General features: G+C 58.4%; 12 protein-coding genes. 5 read left to right on the top strand and 7 right to left on the bottom strand.

The window, feature by feature from the left end; all coding sequences use genetic code 11:
* The first annotated feature begins 183 nt into the window (after positions 1-183).
* From P5540_09670 to P5540_09685, 4 genes are read left to right on the top strand one after another with little or no spacing between them, the layout of a single operon-like run.
* Positions 184-696 (top strand): hypothetical protein, encoded by a 513-nt coding sequence (locus P5540_09670; GenBank protein HRT65085.1) that lies wholly within the window; start codon positions 184-186, stop codon positions 694-696.
* Positions 696-2,123 carry a hypothetical protein gene (locus P5540_09675; protein HRT65086.1) on the top strand — a complete coding sequence of 476 codons (1,428 nt, stop codon included), beginning with the start codon at positions 696-698 and terminating at the stop codon, positions 2,121-2,123. The genes P5540_09670 and P5540_09675 overlap by 1 nt, the downstream gene beginning before the upstream one ends.
* Before the next feature lie 9 nt (positions 2,124-2,132).
* Positions 2,133-2,651: an acyltransferase gene (locus P5540_09680; GenBank protein ID HRT65087.1), complete on the top strand. Its 519-nt coding sequence runs from the start codon at positions 2,133-2,135 to the stop codon at positions 2,649-2,651.
* A complete protein-coding gene (locus tag P5540_09685) occupies positions 2,648-3,802 on the top strand; it encodes a glycosyltransferase (protein HRT65088.1) in 1,155 nt (384 codons plus the stop codon). Before P5540_09680 ends, P5540_09685 begins: the two co-directional genes overlap by 4 nt.
* Positions 3,803-3,846: 44 nt before the next feature.
* Here P5540_09685 and P5540_09690 read toward each other — a convergent pair whose 3' ends face one another.
* On the bottom strand, positions 3,847-4,347 hold the full coding sequence (locus P5540_09690; protein ID HRT65089.1) for a methylated-DNA--[protein]-cysteine S-methyltransferase: 501 nt from the start codon (positions 4,345-4,347) through the stop codon (positions 3,847-3,849).
* The gene (locus P5540_09695; protein HRT65090.1) at positions 4,322-4,552 is read right to left on the bottom strand and encodes a type II toxin-antitoxin system HicB family antitoxin; all 231 of its coding nucleotides are present in this window, start codon (positions 4,550-4,552) and stop codon (positions 4,322-4,324) included. The genes P5540_09690 and P5540_09695 overlap by 26 nt, the downstream gene beginning before the upstream one ends.
* Before the next feature lie 225 nt (positions 4,553-4,777).
* Between P5540_09695 and P5540_09700 the strand changes: the two genes are divergently transcribed.
* Positions 4,778-5,695, top strand: a complete 918-nt coding sequence (locus tag P5540_09700) for a prepilin-type N-terminal cleavage/methylation domain-containing protein (protein ID HRT65091.1) — start codon at positions 4,778-4,780, stop codon at positions 5,693-5,695.
* 10 nt (positions 5,696-5,705) lie between these two features.
* Here the strand turns inward: P5540_09700 and P5540_09705 are convergent, their stop codons facing one another.
* The 5 genes from P5540_09705 to P5540_09725 all read right to left on the bottom strand — a co-directional run bounded on the left by P5540_09705 (position 5,706) and on the right by P5540_09725 (position 10,908).
* Positions 5,706-6,830: a trypsin-like peptidase domain-containing protein gene (locus P5540_09705; GenBank protein HRT65092.1), complete on the bottom strand. Its 1,125-nt coding sequence runs from the start codon at positions 6,828-6,830 to the stop codon at positions 5,706-5,708.
* 414 nt (positions 6,831-7,244) lie between these two features.
* Positions 7,245-7,853 (bottom strand): hypothetical protein, encoded by a 609-nt coding sequence (locus P5540_09710; protein HRT65093.1) that lies wholly within the window; start codon positions 7,851-7,853, stop codon positions 7,245-7,247.
* A 179-nt stretch (positions 7,854-8,032) separates the two neighbouring features.
* The gene (locus tag P5540_09715) at positions 8,033-8,941 is read right to left on the bottom strand and encodes a class II fructose-bisphosphate aldolase (protein ID HRT65094.1); all 909 of its coding nucleotides are present in this window, start codon (positions 8,939-8,941) and stop codon (positions 8,033-8,035) included.
* Between the two features lie 16 nt (positions 8,942-8,957).
* A complete protein-coding gene (locus P5540_09720) occupies positions 8,958-9,653 on the bottom strand; it encodes an ABC transporter ATP-binding protein (GenBank protein ID HRT65095.1) in 696 nt (231 codons plus the stop codon).
* Complete coding sequence (locus P5540_09725) at positions 9,646-10,908, bottom strand: lipoprotein-releasing ABC transporter permease subunit (GenBank protein HRT65096.1); 1,263 nt, start codon at positions 10,906-10,908, stop codon at positions 9,646-9,648. The genes P5540_09720 and P5540_09725 overlap by 8 nt, the downstream gene beginning before the upstream one ends.
* Between the last annotated feature and the right edge of the window lie 634 nt (positions 10,909-11,542).

Genomic DNA, 11,542 nt, shown 5'->3' on the forward strand with positions numbered 1-11,542 from the left:
GTATATAAATTCTGAAAATTAAATAAGATATAAGCAATAAATCGGTTTTATCAACTCTTTTTTAGAATCTATATACAAATAATCTGACCCATGCCGACTACTAAAAATAGTCAGACAAAGCCCAATACGGCATTACTGGCTGTTTTTTCATCCAGCGCGCGTGTTATCGTTTTGCGACTTTTCATGCTAGACCCCCTTCGGGCCTATTATCAACGCCAGATTGAGTCGGCCACGGGCCTTCCCATTCGGGCGGTCCAGCGCGAAGTGGATCGTCTCGCATCGTCGGGGTTGTTGTATCGCCGTGTCGAGGGCAATCGGGTGTATTATCAGGTGGACATGCAATGTCCGCTGTTTCCTGAATTCCGGGGTTTGTTCTTGAAGACCGCCAGCGACGAGGAACGGGCGCGGGGATTGCTGGCGCTGGACGAGTCGGTTCGACTGGCTTTCTTGAACCCGCAGGAGAACAAACTGCTCGTGGTTACCTCGTCGGGGCGTCCGCCGGCGGTGAGCCTGCCGGGGTATTCGATAGAGGTGATGTCCGTGGATGAGTTCATGCGGCTTACCGCGGAGCGCGCGTCGTCCCTGGATTTTTATCTGGTGGACGGCGTGGATCTGCTGGGACGCCGTGAAGATGTAATTTGGCGGCGAATTGAAGCCGCGGGTTATGAGGTACGGAAAGGACAAGGGGTCCCCTGATGGAAACCTCGCAGGAAATCGCCAAACTGTGTGAGTCGTGGTGGGGCAAGTTGGCCGACAACACCAAGGAGGACCAGCACCGGTTCGCGCAACAACTGCTGAACCTGTTGGGCTGGCGGACGGTGGCGCCCATCGAGTCGAAGCCGGTGCTGGCGCATGTCGGTTCCGCGTCGTATCTGTTGCGCAGCGGAGCGCAGACCGCCGTGGCCGCGCATTTCGTGATGCCGGGCGCGATTGAGCCTCCCGGATCCCTCGCGAAACGCGGGCTGGATTTTTGTGAAACAACCCGGCTGCTCGTCAACGAAACGCGCGCGATCAACGTGGATTACGCTTTCATAACGGATCTGTACCGATCCTATTTCTACGACGCCCGCACCGACGAGTTGCTGATGCGCGCGGACACGCCCGCCGAATTCCGCCGCGACATGGCCGATCCCCTTCGGCAGGCGGACATAGACAGCGGTTCGCTCGAACAACTCCGCCGTCCGCCGCGCACCGAAGCCGCCCGGCATTTGCACGAGTGGTGCCATTATTGGCGCGAGTCCATCATTGCGAATTCGGGCCTTTCGGAGGACGCCGCCTTTCTCGCCATTGACCGGCTGCTGGTATTGCGCTATCTGTTTGAACATGACATTCTGAAACGGACCGGCTGGCGTCTGCGCCGGCGGTTCGCCGAACTCGTCGGCAAGGCATTCAGCGCGGACCCGCGCGGATGCGGGCGGCTGTTGCGCGGGTTGTTCCACGACATCTGGCTCGATTGGAAGGCGGACCTGTTCGCGGCGGAACCCTCGCTCGACGCCGCGATCGAAAAAGATGCGCTGGCCGTGCCCCTCCTGAAGGAGTCGGCGCTGCATTCACGCACGAAATTCAGCATCGCCACCATTCTTGAAAGTTTCAACTACGGAGAGGCGGCGGAAAAGGCCCGCGTTCGCATGGTTCCCGACGCCAACGAGGAGCGCGAACGGTACCTGGCGCGGCAGACGCTGGCGAACATAGACGAGGCGCACATCGAAATTGATCTGGCGGACGAAGGCTACCGCGCGATTCTGCATTGGTTCGACAAGATCGTGGCGTTGTACGAACGTCTCGACGCGGAATTCGAGCGGCAGGCCGCGCAGGGAACGGCAGGCATGCCCGAAATGGATCTCTTTGAATGGTCGGAAATCGCCGCCAAGCGCCCGCAGGCGCTCCACGACCGGTTTCAACACGCCATCGAGCGGGGCATGACGGTGTACTACTCGACGCCGCGCCAGTTGCGCACCGCCCGCCTCATGCTCTACCTCCACGTGATTAGCCGCTACCACCAGAGCAAGCAGCGGTTCATGCACTTCCCGAAAATCGAAGCGGTGCTGCAGCGGCGCCCCCGCGTGCTTGAAATTGACCGCAAATGGATTTTCCAGGGTCTGCCCTGCGAGTTTGACGAATAGGATCGCCGGATGAACATCGGTCGCCTCCTACAAAAACTAAAACTCCGGTACGGCTCGCAGGAAACCGTCATCCGCACGCTGCGCGACATGGGCGTCCAAATCGGCGAACGCTGCCGGATTTACACGGCCCACTTCGGCACGGAACCATGGTTGATCCGCATCGGCAACCACGTCTGCATTTCAAACGACGTGACTTTTGTCAATCACGATCTGAACTGGCCGTTTCAGGACAAGTACGAGTCACTGACCGGATTCGGCACGATCGAAATTCGCGACAATTGCCAGATTGGCGTCCGGGCCACCATTCTCCCCCGGGTCGTCATTGGACCCAACGCCATCGTCGGCGCATGCAGCGTCGTCACGAAAGACGTCCCGCCGAACACGGTCGTGGCCGGCAATCCCGCGGTCGTCATCTGCACATTGGACGAATACGAGGCGAAATGCCGCGAACGTCATCTCGACATTCCGAAGGATCGCGAGGCGGCGCGGGCGTTCCTCGTGCGCCATTTCTGGGGAGGCGGCCGGTGAAACTCGCGCTGCTGATTGGCAATCGCCACACCCCGTGGCATTTCCGCGGATATCGGCGATTGCGCGGCGCCCCCGAAATCACCGTGTTCCGAGCCGAATCCGAAATCCAGCGGCGATTCGACGAGCGTGATGATGAAGAGTCGCCGTTTCATTGCGAACCTCTGCATTTCGACACGCAGCAAGGACCCGCTTCGTTCCTGCATGCGCTACGGGAACGTTATGCCCGCCGTGAACCACGCATACGACCGTTCGCGGAACGCCTGCAAGGATTTGACGCCATCCAGTCCTGGGAATTGTTCACGGACTGGACCGCCGAAGCCCTTGAAGCGCGACGCCGGTTCGATATCCCCTTGGCGGTGATGGTCTGGGACAACATTCCATTCAACAACGAGCAGACCGAAGAACGCCTCGCCGTCAAGCGCCGCGCTCTCCGGGAAACGGACCGCTTCATCGTGCACACGGAACGCTCGCGGCGCATGCTGCTCATCGAAGGGGCGGACTCATCGCGCATCGTGTATGTGCCGCCCGGCGTGGACGCGGATTTGTTTTGCCCCGGGCCGTCCGAACGCGCGGCGTTCGGATTGGACGACGGCGATTTGGTCGTCCTGTTCGTCGGCTGGTTTCTGCCGCGCAAGGGACTGGACTTCCTGCTCATGGCCCTGCGCGAGTTGACGGATCGCACACCGGGCGGACGGCCGATCCGGCTTCTGATGGTCGGTTCGGGGCCGGGCCGGGAACGCATAGAAGCATTGATCGCGCGGCTCGACCTTGCCGCGCACTGTGTGTTCGCGGGATCGCTGCCCTATCGCCGGATGCCCGCCGCGTTCCGTTCCGCGGACGCGTTCGTCCTGCCCAGCATCGCGACGCCCGAATGGCAGGAACAATTCGGCATGTCATTGATTGAGGCAATGGCCTGCGGCACACCCGTCATCGGCGCGTCGAGCGGCGCCATTCCCGAAATCATCGGCGATGCCGGCCTCCTCTGCCAGCCCAACGACTTTGTATCACTCTCGGACGCGCTGAGCCGGCTCCTCGAATCGGATGATCTCCGCGGCGAATTGTCCGTGGCCGCACGCAAACGCGTATCGGATCGTTTCACGCTCGATCATTTTGCAAACGCCCTTTCGCTCCTTTACGAGGAAATCACCTAGCCGTGTTCTTTGCGGGTCGTTGCGTCATCGCCGTTCAACCTGTTTCAAAGGGCCACGGCATGGCCTTCGATGCGGAGAAGCGCTTGTTTCCAATGCAAGCCGGCGGAAAAGCCGCCCAGACGGCCCTGTGCGGCAAGAATTCGGTGACAAGGAACCAGTATCGGGACGGGATTGGCGCCCAGCGCCCGTCCGACGGCCCGCTGAGCCTTCGGGCGGCCGATGCGCGCCGCCAGTCCCGCATAGGTTTCGGTTGCGCCCCAGGGAATCGTCCGGGCGCCCTCCCACACCGCACGCTGGAATGGCGTCCCCATAAGGTCCAGCGGAATGTCGTCAAAATCCACACACTCCCCCGCAACATAGGCTTCCAGCAACCGGGCGAGCCGTGCGCCCGTTTCCGTAACCGGTGGAATTTCCTCCGCATCGCTGTTGGGTGCGCGAAGTTCAAGCCATCGGACGCCTTGGGTTGAAATAAGCGCCGCTATCCCAATCCGGCCGAATGAAAGGAAAAAATTGCAACGTTCAGTTGAGACTGAAGAAGCCGACATGGCCGCGGAAGGATCCTTCTTCTTGCCGCGAAAGTGACTCGATCGCCGCCATGCCGTGTTCCTGAAAATAGGCGATAAAGGCTTGGCGGACATTGGTACAGCACTCGTCAATGGTGGCGCCCGTGCCCACGATTTCGGGCAGTTCGCGGCACTGCCCAACGTATCCGCCTTCTTCTTTTTGATGGATGACTACCGAAAAAACCATGGCTTCGGCTCCGCCGCCGCGTTGTTTCCTATTCTTATCATGCCTTGTATGCATACGTTTTGGCAAGTATTTGTGCAAAAAAACCGGCGGGCATACGGTGATTGGAATGTGATTCCGCCGACCGTTGTTTGAACTAGGGCCGTTGTGCAGGTTGATTTTTCCAAAACCTATGGACATTATTAGGCCTTGCAAATCCGTTTGTTTTCATGGAGAGACCCACTGGACATGTCGAAAAAGCACGGTTTTACACTGATAGAACTGCTTGTGGTGATTGCCATTATCGGGATTTTGGCCGCGATCCTGTTGCCGGCGCTGTCCCGCGCTCGGGAAGCCGCCCGCCGGTCCTCGTGCGCAAACAATCTGAAACAACTGGGACTGGTTTTCAAGATGTACGCGAACGAATCCAACGGAAATCGTTTTCCGCAACGGATGGTACGTGACATCTTCGGCCGCCTCTCCGACACGATGATCTTCAGCGGCCCGGCCGTCTATCCCGAATACCTCACGGACCTCACGGTGGTCTGGTGTCCATCCACGGCCAGCCGGTCGCCGCTCGAACGATACGACATCGGGGTTCGCCGCGGCGCCCTTTCTTCCGGGAACAACAACGGCGTCATCGAACCGGAAGAACTCATCAAATCCCCTTACAATTACGTGGGTTGGGTAATCATGGAATCCGTGAACGTGCTCGGCCCCAAGGATGGAACCGCCGGCAGCGGTCCGGGCGGACGATTCGAGGACGCCGACTACAACGGCACCCCATGGGCCGAACTGGCCGCCGCGAACGTCGCAAGCCAGGGCGCCGTGTCGGATCAGGATTTCAAGGTATCCGCCGCCTTTGCGGGCACCCAAATCGGGGGAGGCGACACCTACTACCGGATCCGTGAAGGCATTGAACGTTTTTTAGTCACCGATATCAACGATCCCGCCGCGACAAGTTCGGCCCAGACCGAGATTCCCGTCATGTGGGATCATTTGACGGGCCAGATCACCGGATCATGCCACGTGCCGGCGGGCATGAATGTGTTGTACATGGATGGGCACGTCGCATGGGCCGCCTACCCATCTCCCAAACCGTGGATGGCCACCATTGAAGGCCCCCGCATTATCGGACGTTATGACCGCCGGTTCGGCGGATCATGAATAACCCGCCTTATCGCGACAACTCGACGATTGGAAACCGCAACGTCCGTTCGGCGCCGCGCCGGTTGATGACAAGCGTCGCGGTGTCGCCCACGAACATGTTCCAGAGGGCGAAATCTATGTCCGACGAAGAGGTCACGGCTTCGCCGTTGATGCGGACGATGACGTCGCCAGGGCGAAGGCCCGCCTCGTACGCGGGAGAAGTGGTCAGGATATTAACCACGATACTGCCCGTTTCCGTCTGAACGCCCAGTTGTTCATGAAAATCGGGGCGGAGATTGCCGACATCCTCGACCTTGAATCCGGCCCACGGATCCCGGCGGCGGCCATGCTGGATGAGTTCGTCGGCCACGCGCCGCACGCGGTCTATGGGCAGCGCGAAGCCCAGCCCCACGCTGCCGCCGCTCGGACTGAAAATCATGGTGTTGACGCCGACAACCTCGCCCTTGGCATTGACCAAGGGGCCTCCGCTGTTGCCGGGATTGATGGCCGCGTCGGTCTGGATCATGTCCTGGTACAGGCGCTCGCCCTCGCCGACGCTGGGGCTGATCCGGCGATGATTGGCGGACACGACGCCGACGCTGACCGTGGGCTGGGGATCTTTCATCAGGGTGCCGAAGGGATTGCCGACCGCGATGACCCATTCGCCGATGAGCAGATCCCTTGATGTGCCTAGACTGCAACACGGCAGACCGGCAGCCTTGACCCGCAAGACGGCCACGTCGGTCCGCTTGTCCGCGCCGACCACTTCGGCATCGAGCACGCGTCCGTCGGCCAGCGTGACCGACGCGACCGCATCGGCATCCTCGATTACGTGGTAATTAGTCAGGATATAGCCCCGCGCGTCGAAAATGAAGCCGCTCCCCACGGAATTCAACTGGCGTTTGCGAAGCCGGTATTGCGGTTCCCACGAATAGAAAAGATCCCAGAAATCGCGCAGCACCGGATTGGCCACTCGTTCGGCCCGAACCTGAACGACATTTACGGAGACGACGGCCGGCGCGGCCTTTTCAATGGCTTGGACGATGGCCGTCCGCCGGCTCTGATCAATATCCGTCTGTGCCCGCGCACCGCACACAAGCAACAATACCAGGAAAAATGCATACGACGATCGTCGCCTCTTTTTATTGCCCATCTTGATCAAACTCCAAAAACAGGGACATTATGATGCCCCCTTGCAAAAAAAACAACAAGTAAGTCTGGGACAACGATCCAATCAAACGATCCAATCAATTGAAGAGCGCGAAAATCGCCGGGGGTTGAGCGCAATTACGAGCATGATTACGAGCACGATTACGAGCACAAAAAATGCCGCCGGCACGGTGGAACCTGATGGATTTTCACCAGCAGGGCTGGTGGATTAGCTGTGATTTAGTTTCTTTGTCCGCAACTTCTGTGTGTGATGCCCAGAAGTTGCGGACAAAGAAATCATGCCCTTGATTGAGGCATTGCGGCTGCACCGCGTTAGGATGTGAACATCCCCGGTGGGCGCCCGATTCGCCCCCCCGCGTCGAAAATCACGACTTTCTTCATTGGCGACTTTTTCCGGTCAGTATCCGAAACGCCCGCCGTTGTTCCATTGCGCGGTATTGTTCCATTGAACGGAACCACCCCGCGCGTGTTCGGAAGTATAGACCTGGCGGTTGTTCAACATCCGGTTCTTGGCGGCTTCCCTTTGACGGCGTTGTGCCTCGATCATGGCTTGGTGCTGGGCCTTGAGATCGTCTTCGCGCGCTTGCTGGGCGGCCTCCTCCGGACTGTAATACCGGGGCGGCGTACTGGCTATCCGATGGATTTTCTTGCTCTTCCCTGCCGGATCGTCTTCCTGGGTTTCGGATGGCGTTGATTCCTCTGATTGAACGACGGCGACTGGCACGGAAGAATAGCCGTTGATTTCTTTTCGCTTTGCCGCCCATTGTTCATAAAGCGCCCGCCTTTTGTCGCGATCGGATTCCATGTAAACGTTTTCGGATCGGATATCGGCTTTGGAAACAGACATAATCCGGCCCGTTTCCGGGAAGCACACCAGATAATTGGAAGGCGTCTCCGCAATGTAGACGTTATCGTAATTTTCATGGCCCAGCGAGATGGAATCCCCCCCACATACAGCCGCAAACAGCGCAATCCCCGCCGATACAGCCATACATCCCGCACGCAACGCACTATCCTCCCCGTTCTGGATTCTCCTTGCCTATGTATAAATTTGAAAAAACCAATGAAAGATCCTTTTTCCAAACTAATTATACCATGAATTTCAAATATGGGAGAGGACCGGCTAACCTATTTCACGACAATCGCTTGGACAGTGCGCGCCGGCAGAAGGGCCAAAGGCCCGATTCAGGAATTGAACAATTGTCGCCGAGTACCGGCAATGCCAAAATAGTCGGCAATGACCCATCGGGTCCGTTCGTAGCAGGCCTCTTGGGCTTTGGCAAGATCGTTGGTTTCAGACAGGGCCTTTTCATAGGGTTGCCGGATTTCGGTACACACATTGACCTTGGCAATACCGTTTTCGATGGCCTTCAGGACATAGGGGCGCTGCACGCCCGAGCCGCCATGAAGAACAAGGGGGAGGCCGGTGGCTTCCCGGAGTTTGACAAGGTGTGCGATATCGAGCCGCGCTTCGATCTTCTTTTGATGGCGCGTGGCTTCCGACACGGCGCCATGCACATTGCCGATGGCGACGGAAAGCCAGTCGCATCCGGTCTCGCCGACGAACCGGCGCGCCTCGTCCACATCGGTAAAGCCTTTGCCCGAGGCAAAGATCTCCTCGTAGGGCGGCATGGGACCGGATTCATGGCCCATGACCGCGCCCAGTTCAGCCTCGCAGGCGACTCCGTAGCCGTGGGCCAAGGAGACCGCCGCCCGTGTCGCCTCGATATTTTCGGCGAAGGGCAGGCGCGATCCGTCAATCATCACGGAATGATAGCCCATTTCGAGGGCCTCCTTCAGGACGGACCGATAATCCACGCGGCGATTGTCCTCGTCAATGACGGGCACGTGATCCAAGTGCAGCGCGACGTAATCCGGCCGGTTCCATTGTTGAAAGGCGTCGAAGACCGGCCGAAGCCCCTTTGCCTCGTACTTGTACCATTCGAGGCGAGCCGTCGCGATAAACGCGAAACTGTCGGTGTCCACGACGGCCCGGACGACAGGCTCGACCATCGGCAGGTAGGGCACGTTGAACGACGGCACGACGAGTGCTTGCCGTGCGGCACTGGATATGATTTCCCGGTTGCTTGGCATATAGGCGGATTCCTGTCTATCCTTCAAGCCCTGCTTTTTTTACGTGGGCCAACCCTTCATGTAGGTGTATCCAGCGATGGGCCCGGCCCGCGAGATGCTCATCGTGCGTGACGATGAGCAGGGTGATGCGATCCGTTTCGTTCAGTTTCCAGAGTAGTTCGGTGATGCCTTCGCCGGTGCGTTCATCGAGGTTGCCGGTCGGTTCGTCGGCCAGCACGACGCCGGGCTTGTTGAACAGCGCGCGCGCGATGGCGACCCGTTGCTGTTCGCCCCCGCTGAGCCGTCCGGGCTTGTGGGTCATGCGGTCGGCAAGCCCCACCTTCTCCAGTAGTTCTTCCGCGCGGGGCCGGCATGCCGAACGCCGCGCGCCCTGGCACAAGGCGGGCATCATCACGTTTTCCATCGCGGTGAATTCGGGTAGAAGGTGATAGAACTGGAACACAAACCCAATTTCTTTGTTCCGTATTTTGTTGATGGCGCCGCGGCTCAGGCGGGACAACGGCTGGTCGCGAAAAAGAATTTCACCCGACGTGGGGCGATCCAGCGTGCCGATGAGGTGCAACAAGGTGCTTTTTCCCGCGCCCGAGGAACCGCTGATGGCCACAATCTCGCCGTCATAAACGCTCAAGTCCACACCGCGCAAAATTTCGAGTGTTCGCGCGCCATCCACATAGGTTTTGACCAGTTTTCGGCATTCAAGCGTTTTATTCATATCTCAACGCCTCCACCGGGTCGAGCCGCGAGGCGCTCCATGCCGGATACAGCGTGGAAACAAAGGTCAAAATGACCGCCGACACCGTGATCCACATGATGTCGAGCGGGACGATCGCCACGGGAATCCGGTCGAAGTAATAGAATTGGCTGTTGAAGATGTCTATGTTCATGAGCCGGGCGATAAACACCGCCACCGGATTCAGATTATAGGCGAGCAGGGTTCCGGCGATCATTCCGAATAGCGTGCCGCTTACCCCGATAAACAGGCCTTCCAGTATGAAAATCAGGAGAATCGATCGGCTGCCGACGCCGATGGTGCGCAGAATGCCGATATCGTGCCGTTTCTCCATGACAACCATGATCAGCGTGCTCATGATGTTGAACGCGGCCACGAGCACGATGAAGGCCAGGATGATGAACATGGCGACTTTTTCCTGCCAGATGGCGCTGAAAAAATCCGCCTGGCTTTCATACCATGTCGTGGTGCGAAGTCCGAGTTCTTTTTCGATGCGGTTTCCCACGCGCTCCGCGATGAACGGATCGGTCAGGCGACAATGCACCGCGTCCACGCCTTCCCGGCCGGTCAGCATCGAAATCGTCGCGATGTCCACGAACGCGTACAGGGCGTCCCAATCGGCCATCTGCGCCTGCGAAATGCCGCTGACGGTCATCCAGATGCCGCTGCCGGCGATGGCGCCCATGGGGCCGACCTTGCGGCGGGGCGTGATAACTTGGACCTCGTCGCCGGGCCGGACTCCGAGTTTCATCGCGAGTTTGTATCCGAGCACGATCTCTTTCTCGCCGGGCAGGCGTCCGGCGCCAAACTGCCGCCCGCCCTTGGACGTAAGGTTGTCGGCTAGTTCGGTAATGTCCTGTTCGAGCGCGACATCCACGCCGACCACATAGGCGAATCCGAATTCATCCTGATCGCGATGCCGGACGCGGATGACGGCCTCGGTTTGCGAAACGGGACCGGCAGCGAGAATTTCCGGGCAGATCTCGCGGATTTCCCGGGCCACTTCGCCCGGATCGGCAATGGTCGTGCCGAATTCCTCGACCGTCAGATGGGATCGGTTGCCGATAATCGTGTCGCGCAGGGCGATGTCGAAACCCGTCATCACGCTCATCACGACAATCAGCGCCATGACGCCAATGGCGACGCCCGCCACCGAAATCACCGAAATCAGGCTGATAAAACGGCTCTTTCGCTTTCCGCGCAGATACCGGAACGCCACATAGGATTCAAATCGCATCGTGGAATGTTTTCCTGGCCAAGCGCAACAACCGGCGAACGGGAATTCCAAGTTGCAAATCAACGCAACGCCCGCAAACGCAAGACGGCCGCACGTTTCGCCTGCGATCCGTTCTCATCCCTGTTGCCGCAATCATTGTACACATCCGCCGAAGTAAAACAAACCGAAAAAAGCGACGCCGTAAAGAAAGAACCGATCGCATCCACCCGGATCCGAATCAACCGGCCAGCTCCGCGGGCAAAAAACATACTTTTCTACAAATGTAAGTACTACCCACAACCCGGGGTCTCGTGATCGTAATCGTGCTCCTTGTAATCGTAATCGTTCTCAAAACCCAGCGGTTTTCGCTCTCGCCTAACGCGGCTCAGCCACAATGCCTCAATCAAGGATATGATTTCTTTGTCCGCAACTTCTGTGTACCATGCACAGAAGTTGCGGACAAAGAAACTAATCATGGAACTTCAATGGGTTGCGCAAATTGCCCAAGATTTTCTTGTCGTTTTTTTTTTGGAAACCGGATTTTATGGTGCTAATGCGGGCAGATCACACGTCAGGCCCTATTCAACCGTTGCCTTCCGTCCAATCGAGTAGGGGGGGGGGTTGCCCCTCTCCCCCTCTCACACCACCGGGCATA

The organism is Candidatus Hydrogenedentota bacterium (assembly GCA_035450225.1).
Classification (GTDB): Bacteria; Hydrogenedentota; Hydrogenedentia; order Hydrogenedentales; family SLHB01; genus DSVR01.

Coding starts and splice junctions, on each gene's coding strand:
- P5540_09670 (HRT65085.1), top strand. CDS start 184: ATGCTAGACCCCCTTCGGGCCTATTATCAACGCCAGATTGAGTCGGCC.
- P5540_09675 (HRT65086.1), top strand. CDS start 696: ATGGAAACCTCGCAGGAAATCGCCAAACTGTGTGAGTCGTGGTGGGGC.
- P5540_09680 (HRT65087.1), top strand. CDS start 2,133: ATGAACATCGGTCGCCTCCTACAAAAACTAAAACTCCGGTACGGCTCG.
- P5540_09690 (HRT65089.1), bottom strand. CDS start 4,347: ATGTCGGCTTCTTCAGTCTCAACTGAACGTTGCAATTTTTTCCTTTCA.
- P5540_09695 (HRT65090.1), bottom strand. CDS start 4,552: ATGGTTTTTTCGGTAGTCATCCATCAAAAAGAAGAAGGCGGATACGTT.
- P5540_09700 (HRT65091.1), top strand. CDS start 4,778: ATGTCGAAAAAGCACGGTTTTACACTGATAGAACTGCTTGTGGTGATT.
- P5540_09705 (HRT65092.1), bottom strand. CDS start 6,830: ATGGGCAATAAAAAGAGGCGACGATCGTCGTATGCATTTTTCCTGGTA.
- P5540_09715 (HRT65094.1), bottom strand. CDS start 8,941: ATGCCAAGCAACCGGGAAATCATATCCAGTGCCGCACGGCAAGCACTC.
- P5540_09720 (HRT65095.1), bottom strand. CDS start 9,653: ATGAATAAAACGCTTGAATGCCGAAAACTGGTCAAAACCTATGTGGAT.
- P5540_09725 (HRT65096.1), bottom strand. CDS start 10,908: ATGCGATTTGAATCCTATGTGGCGTTCCGGTATCTGCGCGGAAAGCGA.